Origin of the sequence: Staphylococcus equorum (assembly GCF_029531845.1) — a bacterium.
GTDB lineage: Bacteria > Bacillota > Bacilli > Staphylococcales > Staphylococcaceae > Staphylococcus > Staphylococcus equorum_C.
The window spans coordinates 142,471-157,468 of the sequence record NZ_JAMBPV010000005.1 but is presented as its reverse complement, the minus strand read 5'-3'; the positions used below and the strand labels follow the sequence as shown (position 1 = coordinate 157,468).

The following is a 14,998-nucleotide window of genomic DNA, read 5'->3' as shown; positions in this document are numbered from 1 at the left end:
CCTCCTAAAATCATGTTTGATTTATAATTTTGTATAGTAAAACCCTAGTAATATAAAAGCTTGAAATATCCATTGGTTATTTGAAATTAACTGCACTTCTAATTATGCATGGACACTGATACTGTATATAAATAGAACATACTAGTTTTTTGCCCAGTATGTTTCTAGGGAAATCTTCAGTTCGTTCGTTTAGAAAACTACAAACACTATGTTTCATATGTTTTCAGTTATTTCTCATTTTACATGATGTAGTAGAATAAATAAAGCAGTTTTATCTTTAGTGCCTCTTTTAATAAGTACAAATAATTTCATTTTTATAATAATTAATATTTAATCTACAAATCCAAAACTTTAGTTATGTAAAAAACTGCAATAAATTATCATAAAACTTGAGTGCGCGTTGAAAGTTAATTATGATAAAAGAGAGTTGATCTGCATATTTAATAAAGTAATATATTAAGTATAGAAATGAAAGATGGGTAAGGGTGATAGAAATGGATCAAGTGAAAAGAATTATAGAAGATGTTAAAAAAGAAAAAAATCGGAGCGATAAAATATTTCAAGATATCACATTTGAAATTCGTGCAGAACAAGTAATCATGTTTTTTAACTATAATGAAATTATTGATACTGTAAATGGCGATCAAAATTACGTCAAACATAACCATGATCCAGAATTTATAGATATTAAAGAATTAAACGATTTAAAGATAGAACTTAAAAAAATAGATATACCATTTACTGAACGAAGAGACGACTTCATGTAAAATATGCCGTTAGCGTTGAGAAATTCTCAATTTGCTAACGGCATATTTTTTAAACAGTTAAACTTCTACCGCATCTTCATGTGGTGTAAGTGGGTTGTTTGGATCAATATGATCATAAAACATTACGCCATTAATATGGTCTATCTCATGTTGAACGACAACTGCTGGATAACCTTTTAAACGTAATTTTACATCATTACCATCTATATCTATTGCTTTTACTGTGATTCGATATTTACGATGGACAAGGCCTGGAATATTTTCATCTACACTTAAGCAACCTTCACCAGTCGGTAAATAAGCTTCTTGAACACTGTGGCTCATGATTTTAGGGTTAACTAGCGCTAAATCATAACTTTTGCCATTACCATCATCAGGTAAATAAACTGCTATCATTTTTTTTGCAATATTAATCTGTGGAGCAGCAAGTCCTACACCTGAACGAAGCCCATATTTATTAGCTGTTTCTTCATCTTGGCTATTAATTAGAAATTCGCGCATAGCTTTTAAAGTTTCACGATCTTCGTCAGAAAGCGGAATTGTTACATCTTTTGCTTTTTCACGAAGTGTGGGGTGACCATCTCGGATAATATCTTTCATTGTTATCATTTTGTTCATACACCTTCCTTAATATAAAATATACCAAAGTTTAACGCTTAAAATACAGTGATACATTTGATTTCTTATAAAATATTATATAATATAACACACAAATAAAGGAGGATTTCTCAAAAAATGAAATTAAAATATAGCATCGGTGCGATACTCGCTTCTACAATGTTAATGGCGGGGTGTACAACAGACAAAGGTGAAATAGAAGATTATAACGAAAAAGTACAAAAAGCATTTGATGAAGAGAAACCTGTGTCTTCAGTAGGGAAGAAGTTAAATAGCCTTGAACAAGACAAGCAAAAATTAGTTAAGAAAATTAATGGCAAAAACCAAGAAGAAGTAAAAGATACTTCGAAAAAAGTCGTTGAAAATGTTGAAGAAAGAGAAAAAGCATTTGAAAAAGAAGAAGAAGCTATAGATAACTCAGAAAAAGAATTTAAGAAAGCTGAAAAGCATGTTGATAATATCAGTGACGAAGATAAGAAAAAAGAAGTGACACAATTGAATCAAGCGCTTAAAGATAAATACAAAGCACATGATGAATACGCCAAAGCGTATAAGAATATTTTGAATAAGGAAAAAGATATGTTTGGATATACTTCTGGAGATCAAGTGAGTCAAGATCAAATAGACAAAAAAGCAGAAGCGGTTTCGAAATCATATAAAAATATGAACAAAGCATTTGAAAAATACTCGGATGCGATGAATAAAGTGAACAAAGAAAAAGAAGATGTAGACAATCTTTCTTAAAATGAAAAGCGGTAAATTTGAATTTTAAATAGCTACGTTATAGCATAAGATATGAGTACGCTTACAATTTTAAGGGAATTGCTCTATAACGACTCGTTTTTTGAGTGGTACAGCGCAATGAAAAACAGTGGTACAGATTAAAAACTGTACTTGTCTTAAGTATTACAGAACTTTTTCAAATTATTTAACAGTGTAACAGTTTTGTGGTACAATATTGGAGGATAAAATAAGTTTCTATTATACGGGAAAGGTATGGTGAATTGAATGGCTCCGAAATTGAAAGCCCAATTCGATGCAGAGAAAGTATTGAAAGATACTGAATCTCAATTTGAAATGATCCAAATCTTGGATGAAGATGGTAACATCGTTAATGAAGATCTAGTACCAGATTTATCAGACGAGCAATTAGTTGAATTAATGGAGAGAATGGTTTGGACACGTATTCTTGACCAACGTTCTATTTCATTAAATAGACAAGGGAGATTAGGTTTCTACGCTCCTACAGCAGGACAAGAAGCTTCACAATTAGCTTCACAATACGCTTTAGAACAAGAAGATTTTATATTACCAGGTTACCGTGATGTTCCACAATTAATCTGGCAAGGTTTACCTTTAACCGAAGCATTCTTATTCTCAAGAGGTCACTTTAAAGGTAACCAAATGCCTGAAGGCGTTAACGCGCTAAGCCCACAAATTATAATCGGTGCTCAGTATGTTCAAACTGCTGGTGTAGCGCTTGGTATTAAAAAACGTGGTAAAAGTGCTGTAGCAATTACTTATACTGGTGATGGTGGTTCGTCACAAGGTGATTTCTACGAAGGTATTAACTTTGCTTCTGCGTATAAAGCACCTGCAATTTTCGTTATACAAAATAACAACTATGCGATTTCAACACCACGTAGCAAGCAAACTGCTGCTATTACATTAGCTCAAAAAGCTATTGCAGTTGGTATCCCAGGTATTCAAGTTGATGGTATGGATGCTTTAGCAGTATACCAAGCAACTAAAGAAGCGCGTGACCGTGCTGTTAATGGTGAAGGTCCAACTTTAATTGAAACTATCACTTATCGTTATGGTCCACATACTATGGCTGGAGATGACCCAACGAAATATAGAACATCTGATGAAGATTCTGAATGGGAGAAAAAGGATCCATTAGTTCGTTTCAGAAAATATCTTGAAAATAAAGGCTTATGGACTGCGGATAAAGAAAATGAAGTTATCGACCGTGCAAAAGCTGAAATTAAAGTTGCTATTAAAGAAGCAGACAATACTGAAAAACAAAAAGTTACTGACTTGATGGAAAATATGTATGAAGAAATGCCTCAACATTTAGCAGAGCAATATGAAATCTATAAAGAGAAGGAGTCGAAGTAACCGATGGCACAAATGACAATGGTTCAAGCGATTAACAACGCGCTTAAAACCGAATTACAAAACGATGAAAATGTTTTACTTTTCGGTGAAGACGTCGGTGTTAACGGTGGTGTTTTCCGTGTAACTGAAGGTTTACAAAAAGAATTCGGTGAAGACCGTGTATTTGATACGCCTTTAGCAGAATCTGGTATTGGTGGTTTAGCTTTAGGTTTATCTACTCAAGGATACCGTCCAGTAATGGAAGTACAATTCTTTGGATTTGTATTTGAAGTATTCGACTCTATAGCAGGACAAATTGCGCGTACGCGTTTCCGTTCTGGTAACTCTAAACAATCACCCGTTACTGTTCGTGCACCATTTGGTGGTGGCGTTCATACACCAGAATTGCATGCTGACAACTTAGAAGGTCTTTTAGCTCAATCACCAGGTTTACACGTTGTAATTCCGTCTAATCCATATGATGCTAAAGGATTATTAATCTCAGCAATCAGAAGTAATGACCCAGTTGTATATTTAGAACATATGAAATTGTACCGCTCTTTCCGTGATGAAGTACCTGAAGAAGAGTACACAATCGAAATTGGTAAAGCAAGCGTGAAACAAGAAGGTAATGACATTACACTTATTGCATATGGTGCAATGGTACAAGAGTCATTAAAAGCAGCAGAAGAGTTAGAAAAAGATGGTTATTCAGTAGAAGTTATTGACTTACGTACAGTTCAACCAATCGATATCAAAACACTTGTTGCTTCAGTAGAAAAAACAGGACGTGCTGTAGTAGTACAAGAGGCGCAACGTCAAGCTGGTGTTGGAGCGCAAGTTGTTTCTGAATTAGCAGAACGCTCTATTCTTTCATTAGAAGCACCAATTGCTCGTGTTGCAGCGGCTGATACAGTTTATCCGTTTACACAAGCTGAAAATGTTTGGTTACCAAACAAAAATGACATCATTGAAAAAGCGAAAGAAACTTTAGAATTTTAATATATATTTAATGAGGTAGGATGATATCTGTTTAGTTGATACACCTACTTCATTCAAATTTATATTTACAGCATGAGATAGTGACTTAATTGTCCCTCGCTCAATTTCTAATTTTTGACTTAATATGAATTTTTAGGAGGATAATAACGTGGCATTTGAATTTAAATTACCCGACATTGGTGAAGGTATCCACGAAGGTGAAATTGTAAAATGGTTTATTAAAGCTGGAGATACAATTGAAGAGGACGATATTTTAGCTGAGGTACAAAATGATAAATCAGTTGTTGAAATTCCATCACCTGTTTCAGGTACTATTGAAGAAGTACTAGTAGATGAAGGTACTGTTGCAATTGTTGGTGATACAATCGTAAAAATCGACTCACCAGACGCAGAAGAAATGCAATTCAAAGGTAGTGAAAGTGATGATTCAGCAAGTGAAGAAACAGAAGCACCTGCAGAAGAAAGCACTAAAGAAGAAGCACCAGCACAGGCATCTAAAGACGAAGAAGTAGATGAAAGCAAACGTGTTAAAGCGATGCCTTCAGTACGTAAATATGCTCGTGATAATGGCGTTAACATTAAAGCTGTTTCAGGTTCAGGTAAAAATGGCCGTACTACTAAAGAAGATGTGGACGCATACTTAAATGGTGGCGGAGAAGCAGCTTCAAATGACAGTGCAGCTACAGCAACTGAAGAAACTTCTAGTGCAGCACAATCAGCATCAGTTTCTACAGAAGGCGAATTCCCAGAAACAACTGAGAAAATACCTGCAATGCGTAAAGCAATTGCTAAAGCAATGGTTAACTCAAAACAAACTGCACCTCACGTAACATTAATGGATGAAATTGATGTTCAAGAATTATGGGATCACCGTAAAAAATTCAAAGAAGTTGCAGCTGAGCAAGGTACTAAATTAACTTTCTTACCTTATGTTGTTAAGGCACTTGTTTCTGCACTTAAAAAATATCCAGCGCTTAACACTTCATTTAACGAAGATGCTGGCGAAATCGTACACAAACATTACTGGAACATTGGTATTGCTGCTGATACTGACAGAGGACTATTAGTTCCTGTTGTTAAACACGCAGACCGTAAATCAATGTTCAGCATCTCAGACGAAATTAACGAACTTGCTGTTAAAGCACGTGACGGAAAATTAGCAGCAGATGAAATGAAACATGCTACATGTACAATTAGTAATATCGGTTCAGCTGGTGGACAATGGTTCACTCCAGTAATCAATCACCCAGAAGTAGCTATCTTAGGCATTGGCCGTATTGCACAAAAACCAATTGTTAAAGATGGAGAAATAGTAGCTGCGCCAGTATTATCATTATCATTAAGCTTTGACCACAGACAAATTGATGGTGCTACTGGACAAAATGCTATGAATCATATCAAACGTTTATTGAATAATCCAGAATTATTATTAATGGAGGGGTAAAATATGGTAGTTGGAGATTTCCCAATTGAAACAGACACTATTGTAATCGGAGCAGGACCAGGAGGCTATGTTGCAGCAATTCGTGCAGCACAGTTAGGCCAAAAAGTAACAATCGTTGAAAAGGGCACATTAGGTGGCGTATGTCTTAACGTTGGTTGTATTCCTTCTAAAGCATTGTTACACGCTTCACACCGTTATGACGAAACTAAGAACTCAGAAAATTTAGGTGTTATTGCTGAAAGTGTTTCACTTAATTTTAATAAAGTTCAAGAATTCAAACAATCAGTAGTTGACAAATTAACTGGTGGCGTTGAAGGATTGTTAAAAGGTAATAAAGTAGAAATCGTTAAAGGCGAAGCTTACTTTGTTGATAACAATAGCTTACGTGTTATGGATGAGAAAAGTGCTCAAACATATAACTTTAAAAACGCGATTATTGCAACTGGTTCAAGACCAATTGAAATCCCTAACTTTGAGTTTGGAAATCGTGTAATTGATTCATCTGGCGCTCTAAATTTACAAGAAGTTCCTGGTAAGTTAGTAGTTGTTGGTGGCGGTTATATTGGTTCTGAACTTGGAACTGCTTTTGCAAACTTTGGTTCTGAAGTTACTATTTTAGAAGGCGCTAAAGATATCTTAGGCGGTTTTGAAAAACAAATGACGCAACCTGTTAAAAAAGGTATGAAAGAAAAAGGCGTTGACATTGTAACTGAAGCTATGGCTAAATCTGCTGAAGAAACTGAAAACGGCGTTAAAGTAACTTACGAAGTAAAAGGCGAAGAACAAACAATCGATGCTGATTATGTATTAGTTACTGTAGGTCGTCGTCCTAACACTGATGAATTAGGCTTAGAAGAATTAGGCCTTAAATTTGCAGAGCGTGGATTAATCGAAGTAGACAAACAAAGCCGTACTTCAATTGAAAACATCTTCGCAATTGGTGATATCGTTCCTGGTTTACCACTTGCGCATAAAGCAAGCTATGAAGCTAAAGTTGCAGCTGAAGTAATCTCTGGTGAAGCATCAGAAGTAGATTACATCGGTATGCCTGCTGTATGTTTCACTGAGCCAGAACTTGCTCAAGTAGGTTATACAGAAGCTCAAGCTAAAGAAGAAGGATTAAAAATCACTGCTTCTAAATTCCCTTATGCAGCTAACGGCCGTGCGTTATCATTAGATGACACTACTGGTTTTGTTAAACTTATTACGCTTAAAGAAGATAATACATTAGTAGGTGCTCAAGTAGTTGGTACTGGCGCTTCTGATATTATTTCTGAGCTAGGTTTAGCAATCGAAGCTGGTATGAATGCTGAAGATTTAGCATTAACTGTACATGCTCACCCAACATTAGGTGAAATGTCTATGGAAGCTGCTGAAAAAGCTATAGGTTTACCTGTTCACACAATGTAATTTCATTGTTGTAACAGAAATAAAGAATGCCTTATGGGGGCGGGAATACGAAATCAAAATTTGATTTCTGTCCCGGCCCTTTTTATTTTAAAATGTAATATCAAGGTGATTTATAAATTATAAGTATTCAATAAAGAAGGAGGATACATGTTTATATGGAGTATCAATACCCGATTGACCTTGATTGGTCAAATGATGAAATGATGCAAGTCGTATCTTTTTTCAATGCTGTGGAATCTTTTTATGAATCAGAAGTAGAAGGTAAATTATTAGTAGATCGCTACAGACAGTTCAAAACAATTGTTCCTGGGAAAGCAGAAGAAAAACAAATTTTTAAAGAATTCGAAAAAAGCAGTGGATATAATAGTTACCAAGCTGTTAAAACAGTTCAAACTGACAACAGTCAAAAGTTTTTTAGTGCAACTAAAAAATAACTATTGTCATATAAGCTATATTCTGATATTTTTATTAAGCATTAAACAAAATGTTTTATAAAAGTAAACAGTGTATAGCTTTTTATTTTGCAGAAATTTATTGTAGTGTACTTCATAACGTAACGCATAATCGCATAAAGTTAATTTACATAAAGGATATTATCATGGATATAGGTAAGAAGATTAAAACGCTTAGACAAATTAAAAACTTACTCAAGAAGATTTAGCTGCACGTACAGATTTATCAAAAGGCTATATTTCTCAAATAGAGAATCAATATGCTTCACCAAGTATGGAAACATTTTTAAATATTGTAGAGGTCTTAGGTGCAAGTGATTTTTTCAAAGAACCTGAGGAAGCGAAAGTGTTATATAAAAAGGCAACACAAGTTACTTATGATGAATATGACAAAGGTTATATACTTCAATGGCCAGTTTCACAATCTAATGAATTTGAAATGGAACCACTTATAATTACATTAAATGGAAATACTTCATATAAAAATTTTGAACCCTCAGATTCGGACACATTTATATATTGTTTAGCGGGTGAAGTTACCTTAATGTTAGGTGATAACATGTTTCATGCCGAAATAGGAGATGCGCTTTATTTTAAAGCCAAGCAAGAACATAAATTAATTAATCCTACGCCAAATGAAACTCGAGTTATGATTGTTGCGACCGCATCATATTTATAGGAGGAAGAGCAAATGAAGCCGTTATTATCTTTTAACGCAGTGAGTAAAGCTTATGATGATATACCAATATTAGACAAAATGAATATAGATATTGAGTCAGGTCATTTTTATACATTACTCGGACCTTCTGGTTGCGGTAAAACAACAATTTTAAAACTTATCGCCGGGTTTGAACAAGCCGATGAGGGCGATATTATATATCAAAGCCAGTCAATTAATCATATACCAGCAAATAAACGCAAGGTGAATACAGTATTTCAAGATTATGCATTATTTCCTCATTTAAATGTGTATGATAATATTGCTTTCGGATTAAAACTAAAGAAAATGAATAAGAGCACCATTAATAAAAAAGTACAAGAAGCATTAAAACTTGTTAAACTCACTGGCTACGAAGATAGAACAATTGAAGGCATGAGTGGGGGACAAAGACAGCGTATTGCAATTGCACGTGCGATTGTAAATGAACCAGATATATTACTATTAGATGAGTCTTTATCAGCACTGGATTTAAAATTAAGAACTCAAATGCAATATGAATTAAGGGAAATACAGTCTAGATTAGGTATAACATTTATTTTTGTTACGCATGATCAAGAAGAAGCTTTAGCGCTGAGTGATTATATATTTGTAATGAAAAATGGTAAAATACAACAATTTGGAACACCCACTGATATATATGACGAACCAGTAAATCGTTTTGTTGCTGATTTTATTGGAGAATCAAATATTATAGTAGGCACAATGATAAAGGATCATGTGGTGAACATCTATGGTCAAGATTTAGAATGTGTCGATATGGGTATTGCACCACAACAACAAGTAGAAGTAGTGATTAGGCCAGAAGATATATCCTTGATTCAACCTGAGCAAGGATTATTTGAAGTGATAGTTGCTTCTATGCTTTTCAGAGGTGTACATTATGAAATCAATTGCATTGATAATAAAGGTTATGAATGGCTGATTCACTCAACTAAAAAAGCAGAAGTTAATAGTAAAGTTGGCTTATACTTTGAACCAGAGGCAATTCATATTATGGTTCCAGGTGAAAGTGAAGCTGAATTTGATAAGCGTATTGAAAGTTATGAGGAAATAGATCATGCGCAAGATTAATACATTTCTATTTATACCCTATATATTGTGGATGATTTTATTTATCGTTGTTCCTGTGGTTCTTCTTGTCTACTTCTCGCTCATTGATATGCAAGGACATTTTGGACTGGATAATTATAAACAGATGATTTCACTGAAATATTTCACAATGATTTGGGACTCTGTATGTTTTGCTGCTGTTATTACATGTATGACGCTACTTATAAGCTATCCAGCTGCATACTTTATAAGTTCATCTAAACATCAAAATATTTGGTTACTTATACTAATTGTACCAACCTGGATTAATTTACTACTGAAGACCTATGCATTTATAGGCATATTCAGTCATGATGGTATTATCAATCAAATATTGAATTTTTTACATTTGCCTAAAATGGAATTGTTATTTACTGTTCCTGCTTTTTTAATAGTAGCAAGTTATATTTACATTCCATTTATGATTTTACCTATTTTCAATAGTATGAAGGATATTCCTGAAAATATTTTGCAAGCTTCAAGTGATTTAGGCGCGAGCCCGCTAACAACCTTCAGAAAAATTATTGTGCCACTCACAAAGCAAGGTGTATTGACTGGAATTCAAGTCACTTTTATACCGGCATTGTCGCTTTTTATGATTACGAGACTTATTACGGGAAATAAAGTGATTAATATTGGGACGGCGATAGAAGAACAATTCTTAGTGATACAAAACTATGGAATGGGCTCTACCATTGCGTTGTTTTTAATCGTATTTATGGCGCTGGTTCTAATTATTACAAATACTAAAGCTACGAACGGGAAAAGGTGAATCATATGAAATGGTATGGCAAACTCTATATCGGTATATTAATCGTTATTTTATATACTCCAATATTATTTTTAATGGTTTATTCATTTAATGCTGCTGGTAATATGATTCATTTTGATGGGTTTACTTTGGAACATTATCAATCCTTATTCAACAATGATCGATTAATGTCTGTTATTTTTAATACGATCGGTGTAGCATTATTAGCCGCTGCATTTGCTACTGTGATAGGAACATTAGGTGCGATTGGGTTATATCATTTAAAAAACAAAAAGTTGAAAGTTTCTATCCTTACATTAAATAATGTTTTAATGGTATCTTCTGATGTTGTTATTGGTGCTTCATTTTTAATTATGTTTACAGTTATTGGGCATTTTACTGGTATAGGTCTTGGGTTGGCAACGGTACTCATTTCACACATTGCTTTTTGTATTCCTATTGTTGTAATTATTGTGTTACCTAAACTATATGAAATGAATAACCATACGTTAAACGCGGCTCGTGATTTAGGTGCCACGGAGTTTCAAGTTCTGAATAAGGTTATGTTGCCTCATTTAATGCCAGCAATTATCGGCGGTTTTTTTATGGCGTTGACCTATTCTTTAGATGATTTTACTGTCAGTTTCTTCGTTACTGGTAATGGATTTAGTGTGCTTTCCGTGGAAGTTTATACGATGGCAAGAAAAGGTATTAGTATGGAAATTAATGCAATATCAACCATTTTATTTGTCGGAATTATGCTAGGCATACTTGGATATTATTTAGTTAAAAATATGCTTAAGCATAAAAAACCAGTGAAACGGGGTATATTATAATGAAAGGTTTTTTACAGTTAATTATAATTTCTATCGTCATTGGTTTTATATGTTTATTTATAAGTCAAAAATTCACTTCAAAGCATCATTCTGGCAATGGTGAAAAAATTTATGTTTATAATTGGGGAGAGTATATTGATCCAAGTTTAATAAAAAAATTCCAAAAAGAAACAGGGATTGAAGTCGTTTATGAAACATTTGATTCAAATGAAGCGATGGAAGCCAAAATAAAAAATGGTGGAACTCATTATGATATTGCTTTTCCGAGTGATTATACGGTGCAAAAATTAAAAAGAGAACAATTGTTATTACCCTTAAATCATGAGAAACTGCCTAATATGAAGAATCTTGATTCAGATTACCTTGATATGCCGTTTGATAAAGAGAATACATATTCAATACCTTATTTTTTTGGTACTGTAGGTATTGTTTATAATAAAAATGTATACCCAAATGATAACTTTGATTCATGGAATCAGCTTTATAAAGCGAAATATAAAGATAATATATTATTAGTAGATGGCGCGAGAGAAATGATAGGTGTAGCTTTAAATAAATTAGGCTATAGTTTAAATGATACGCATTCTCCACATTTAGCAGACGCTGAGAAAGATTTAACTCGCTTAGGCCCTAATGTTAAAGGCGTGGTAGGTGATGAAATTACAATGATGTTAGAACAGCATGAAGCAAATGTTGCAGTGGTATGGAGCGGTGTTGCAGCTCCCATTGTACAAGAAAATGAAGAATTTGATTATGTAGTTCCTAAAGAAGGTTCAAATTTGTGGTTTGATAATATGGTTATACCTAAAACAGCACAAAATAAAGCAGGTGCCTATAAGTTCATGAACTTTTTATTAGATGCAGAGCATAGTAAACAAAATACAGAATGGGTCGGTTATGCGACGCCTAATAAAGCAGCAAGAGTACACTTGCCTGCAAATATAAAAAATGATAAACGGTTTTATCCTACAAAAGAAGACCAAGCCAATTTAGAAGTTTATAAGGACCTAGGGAAAGAAACATTAAGTGAATATAATGAAAGATTTTTAAATTTTAAAATGTCACTAAAATAAGTCATAGTTAGTAGTTATTTTATCGTTAATTCGATATAATAGTTTGACAAGCAATATAAGGAGTTGTAAAGACATGTCAGGAGAGCAATATACTCAAGTTAGACGCTCGGTGAGTCGACTAGCAGAAAAAGTATTAGGTTGGTTGAGTTGGATTTTCTTATTATTACTAACCATTATTACGATGTTTATTGCACTAGTATCTTTTAGTAGTGAAGCATCAATACAAAATTTGGAGACTTCATTGAATGGCAATGATTTTATTCAACAAATATTAGCGAATAACGGATTAAACACAATCCAATTTGTAATATGGCTACAAAATGGCGTGTGGGCGATTATAGTATATTTCATCGTATGTTTACTACTATCATTTTTAGCCTTAATTTCAATGAATATAAGAATTTTATCAGGATTCTTATTCTTAGTCGCAACGATAGTGACGTTGCCATTGGTGTTGCTATTTGTACCGCTAATTATTCCTATTCTATTTTTAATCGTGGCAATCATGATGTTTGCACGCAAAGAAAAAGTAGAAACAGTGCCTGCATATTATGCAGAAGGACACCAAGGGCGTTATTCAGATTATGAGCAACAATCGGAACCTAACTCACCTCAATATATTGAAAAGCAACAAACTTCTGACGTAGAACAACAACAAAGTAAAGATAATCAATTAAGAAGAGGCGGTTATAGCTCTGAAGTTGCAGAAAAAGTAAACACTGAAAATAATGCATCTGATGAAGAACCACAAGTACTTTCTAGACAAGCAAAATATAATTATAAGCAAAGAAAGCATGATAATGTTAAAGATGACAGTCAAAGTACTGAAGATGATTTTGGTCAAGTAAGCAATGTATATAATGAAGACGGCGAACCTCTTGCCAACGAAGACCAAGATCATAAAAATGCAGTAACGAATGAGCAACAAGAACAACAAGATAAAGAAACTGAGTTAGAAAATCAACGTGTTGCGGAAGAAGAACAACGTCGCAAACAAGAAGCGTATGAAGCTCAACAAAGAAAACAAGCGGAGCAAGAAGAGGAACAACGCCGCAAACAAGAAGAGGCGGAAGAAGCTGCAAGATTGAAGCAAGAAAAAGCTGAAGAAAAAACACGTATTAAACAAGAGAAAAAAGAACGTAGAAAACGGGAAAAAGAAAAAAGAAAACAACAACCAAGTGCAGCAAATCAGCGTAGAAAGAATTTTGAAGAACGTAAGAAAATTACTTCACAAGATGTTGAAGAATCACAAGAAAAAAAATCTAAAGAACAAAATGATTCTGAAACAAAAGACAAATCATAATAAAAAATGAGTTGTTTTATAACAATGCAATTTGGTAGTCAACTAATAAACTCGATTGCTCACATAATGTGAGTCAATCGGGTTTTTATTTATATCACTCTAACTGAGCATCATTTAGCGATAGGTCGTGATTATTTTTAAATATTCATAAATTTGCTATGATATAATTAATGAATTTATAGGAGGAAGAGTATGAGTAGGAAACCAGAACGTATTCTAGCATGGATAGCAAATAGTCTTAGTTTAATTTTCTTAATATTTTCGATAATTGTATATGCATTCATCAACGTGCCAGAATTTAAAGAAGTGTTTAATGAAATGAACCAACAACAAGGTGTAGAAATGTCGCCAGAAGCATTTAAAGCTTCTATCATATTCCAAGGTATCTTTACACTTATTTCGACAATTTTAGCTTTTATTGCAGTCTTTACGATTAAAGGCAATCGCATACTAGCAGGATGTTTATTTATCGTTTCTGCTATTATTGGTATGTTTGGTGGCAACTTTATTGCGATGGTTCTATGGTTTATTGTTGGTATTATGTTATTTGTGAAAAAAGATAACAATAATCAAAGTAATCAATTTAATCAGATGCCAAATTATAATATTTATAATAACGAAAAACAAAAACAAAAGTCCCAGCAGCAAGACATGGATCCTGAGGCAGAAATGAAACGAAAAAAAGATGATGACCCGTACATTTATTAAATGTATCTGGCAATCATTTATAAAGATAAATAAGTAAAAATAGAAAAAACAGGCTACTTAAATTCATTTTAAGTAGCCTGCTTTTTAGATATTTCCGATGAATTATTTATAGAATTTGAGTAATTGTTCGAAGGTTTCTTCAAGGAAGTTTAAAAAGACTTTGTCGCTTTCTAATTGTTCGGCATTCGGTGACAATGTACGGGCTACAAAGAACTCACCTTTTTTAACTTCTTTAACACGATTGAGTGCTTTATTTAGGTCTTCATCTGACATTTCATGAATGTAAATTTTTTCTTGGCTCATATGATCAGGACTAATGCTATAGTCATTCGGTAAATTTTTAAGTGTTTCAAATTGGTCTTCAAAAGCTTTTATTTGTTGTGCTTTGTCTTTTGTTTCATGCATGATACCATACATGACAAATAATTGATTTTCAAACAGACCTATTTGGAAATGTGGCTGCATTTTATAACCGCGTTTATTTGTAGCGAACGCGACCCATGTATCTTTGGGTGGATTAACTTTTCGACGCGCGTGTTTAGCTACGTGTGGGTAAAATTTCTCACCGGTTACGGTTTCTAAATATTGTGCAAAATAATCACCTAATTCATTAAGCTGCGGTCGGACACGGTCATTTAACGCTTCCATTCTTGCATCAAGACCATCAACTGTGAATGCTTTGAAATCTCTAGGTTTAAATATGTACTTAGTCATTGGGGCCTCC

15 protein-coding genes and 1 pseudogene are annotated in these 14,998 nt (G+C 33.7%); 14 read left to right on the top strand and 2 right to left on the bottom strand.

The window, feature by feature from the left end:
* Positions 1-494 precede the first annotated feature (494 nt).
* Positions 495-767 carry a hypothetical protein gene (locus tag M4L39_RS08450; RefSeq protein WP_277581608.1) on the top strand — a complete coding sequence of 91 codons (273 nt, stop codon included), beginning with the start codon at positions 495-497 and terminating at the stop codon, positions 765-767.
* A 57-nt stretch (positions 768-824) separates the two neighbouring features.
* On the opposite strand, the gene def is transcribed toward M4L39_RS08450, so the two are convergent.
* Positions 825-1,376 carry a peptide deformylase gene (gene def / locus M4L39_RS08445; RefSeq protein ID WP_277581607.1) on the bottom strand — a complete coding sequence of 184 codons (552 nt, stop codon included), beginning with the start codon at positions 1,374-1,376 and terminating at the stop codon, positions 825-827.
* Between the two features lie 126 nt (positions 1,377-1,502).
* On the opposite strand from def, the gene M4L39_RS08440 reads away from it, so the two are divergent.
* The 13 genes and pseudogenes from M4L39_RS08440 to M4L39_RS08380 all read left to right on the top strand — a co-directional run bounded on the left by M4L39_RS08440 (position 1,503) and on the right by M4L39_RS08380 (position 14,274).
* The gene (locus M4L39_RS08440; RefSeq protein WP_277581606.1) at positions 1,503-2,129 is read left to right on the top strand and encodes a YkyA family protein; all 627 of its coding nucleotides are present in this window, start codon (positions 1,503-1,505) and stop codon (positions 2,127-2,129) included.
* Positions 2,130-2,393: 264 nt separating this feature from the next.
* Entirely contained in the window at positions 2,394-3,506 is a 1,113-nt protein-coding gene (pdhA, locus tag M4L39_RS08435; RefSeq protein WP_277581605.1) for a pyruvate dehydrogenase (acetyl-transferring) E1 component subunit alpha, read from the top strand.
* Between the two features lie 3 nt (positions 3,507-3,509).
* On the top strand, positions 3,510-4,487 hold the full coding sequence (locus M4L39_RS08430; protein ID WP_277581604.1) for an alpha-ketoacid dehydrogenase subunit beta: 978 nt from the start codon (positions 3,510-3,512) through the stop codon (positions 4,485-4,487).
* A 148-nt stretch (positions 4,488-4,635) separates the two neighbouring features.
* On the top strand, positions 4,636-5,931 hold the full coding sequence (locus tag M4L39_RS08425) for a dihydrolipoamide acetyltransferase family protein (protein ID WP_277581603.1): 1,296 nt from the start codon (positions 4,636-4,638) through the stop codon (positions 5,929-5,931).
* A gap of 3 nt (positions 5,932-5,934) precedes the next feature.
* Positions 5,935-7,341, top strand: a complete 1,407-nt coding sequence (gene lpdA, locus M4L39_RS08420) for a dihydrolipoyl dehydrogenase (protein ID WP_277581602.1) — start codon at positions 5,935-5,937, stop codon at positions 7,339-7,341.
* 155 nt (positions 7,342-7,496) lie between these two features.
* Positions 7,497-7,775, top strand: coding sequence for a UPF0223 family protein (locus M4L39_RS08415; RefSeq protein ID WP_277581601.1), 279 nt, complete (start codon positions 7,497-7,499; stop codon positions 7,773-7,775).
* 164 nt (positions 7,776-7,939) lie between these two features.
* A pseudogene (locus tag M4L39_RS08410) lies at positions 7,940-8,472 on the top strand (helix-turn-helix domain-containing protein).
* A gap of 12 nt (positions 8,473-8,484) precedes the next feature.
* Complete coding sequence (locus tag M4L39_RS08405) at positions 8,485-9,585, top strand: ABC transporter ATP-binding protein (protein WP_277581600.1); 1,101 nt, start codon at positions 8,485-8,487, stop codon at positions 9,583-9,585.
* Positions 9,572-10,375 carry an ABC transporter permease gene (locus M4L39_RS08400; protein ID WP_277581599.1) on the top strand — a complete coding sequence of 268 codons (804 nt, stop codon included), beginning with the start codon at positions 9,572-9,574 and terminating at the stop codon, positions 10,373-10,375. The genes M4L39_RS08405 and M4L39_RS08400 overlap by 14 nt, the downstream gene beginning before the upstream one ends.
* A gap of 5 nt (positions 10,376-10,380) precedes the next feature.
* Positions 10,381-11,190, top strand: coding sequence for an ABC transporter permease (locus tag M4L39_RS08395; protein ID WP_277581598.1), 810 nt, complete (start codon positions 10,381-10,383; stop codon positions 11,188-11,190).
* On the top strand, positions 11,190-12,263 hold the full coding sequence (locus M4L39_RS08390) for an ABC transporter substrate-binding protein (RefSeq protein ID WP_277581597.1): 1,074 nt from the start codon (positions 11,190-11,192) through the stop codon (positions 12,261-12,263). The genes M4L39_RS08395 and M4L39_RS08390 overlap by 1 nt, the downstream gene beginning before the upstream one ends.
* A 73-nt stretch (positions 12,264-12,336) precedes the next feature.
* Positions 12,337-13,566: a lipoteichoic acid stability factor AuxB gene (auxB, locus tag M4L39_RS08385; RefSeq protein WP_277581596.1), complete on the top strand. Its 1,230-nt coding sequence runs from the start codon at positions 12,337-12,339 to the stop codon at positions 13,564-13,566.
* A gap of 192 nt (positions 13,567-13,758) precedes the next feature.
* Positions 13,759-14,274, top strand: a complete 516-nt coding sequence (locus tag M4L39_RS08380) for a DUF4064 domain-containing protein (protein WP_277581595.1) — start codon at positions 13,759-13,761, stop codon at positions 14,272-14,274.
* A gap of 102 nt (positions 14,275-14,376) precedes the next feature.
* Here the strand turns inward: M4L39_RS08380 and M4L39_RS08375 are convergent, their stop codons facing one another.
* Entirely contained in the window at positions 14,377-14,988 is a 612-nt protein-coding gene (locus M4L39_RS08375; RefSeq protein WP_277581594.1) for a YktB family protein, read from the bottom strand.
* Between the last annotated feature and the right edge of the window lie 10 nt (positions 14,989-14,998).

Excerpts from the sequence above, each read along its gene's own strand:
- M4L39_RS08450 (WP_277581608.1), top strand. The coding sequence starts at position 495 with ATGGATCAAGTGAAAAGAATTATAGAAGATGTTAAAAAAGAAAAAAAT.
- def (WP_277581607.1), bottom strand. The coding sequence starts at position 1,376 with ATGATAACAATGAAAGATATTATCCGAGATGGTCACCCCACACTTCGT.
- M4L39_RS08440 (WP_277581606.1), top strand. The coding sequence starts at position 1,503 with ATGAAATTAAAATATAGCATCGGTGCGATACTCGCTTCTACAATGTTA.
- pdhA (WP_277581605.1), top strand. The coding sequence starts at position 2,394 with ATGGCTCCGAAATTGAAAGCCCAATTCGATGCAGAGAAAGTATTGAAA.
- M4L39_RS08430 (WP_277581604.1), top strand. The coding sequence starts at position 3,510 with ATGGCACAAATGACAATGGTTCAAGCGATTAACAACGCGCTTAAAACC.
- lpdA (WP_277581602.1), top strand. The coding sequence starts at position 5,935 with ATGGTAGTTGGAGATTTCCCAATTGAAACAGACACTATTGTAATCGGA.
- M4L39_RS08415 (WP_277581601.1), top strand. The coding sequence starts at position 7,497 with ATGGAGTATCAATACCCGATTGACCTTGATTGGTCAAATGATGAAATG.
- M4L39_RS08405 (WP_277581600.1), top strand. The coding sequence starts at position 8,485 with ATGAAGCCGTTATTATCTTTTAACGCAGTGAGTAAAGCTTATGATGAT.
- M4L39_RS08400 (WP_277581599.1), top strand. The coding sequence starts at position 9,572 with ATGCGCAAGATTAATACATTTCTATTTATACCCTATATATTGTGGATG.
- M4L39_RS08395 (WP_277581598.1), top strand. The coding sequence starts at position 10,381 with ATGAAATGGTATGGCAAACTCTATATCGGTATATTAATCGTTATTTTA.
- M4L39_RS08390 (WP_277581597.1), top strand. The coding sequence starts at position 11,190 with ATGAAAGGTTTTTTACAGTTAATTATAATTTCTATCGTCATTGGTTTT.
- auxB (WP_277581596.1), top strand. The coding sequence starts at position 12,337 with ATGTCAGGAGAGCAATATACTCAAGTTAGACGCTCGGTGAGTCGACTA.
- M4L39_RS08380 (WP_277581595.1), top strand. The coding sequence starts at position 13,759 with ATGAGTAGGAAACCAGAACGTATTCTAGCATGGATAGCAAATAGTCTT.
- M4L39_RS08375 (WP_277581594.1), bottom strand. The coding sequence starts at position 14,988 with ATGACTAAGTACATATTTAAACCTAGAGATTTCAAAGCATTCACAGTT.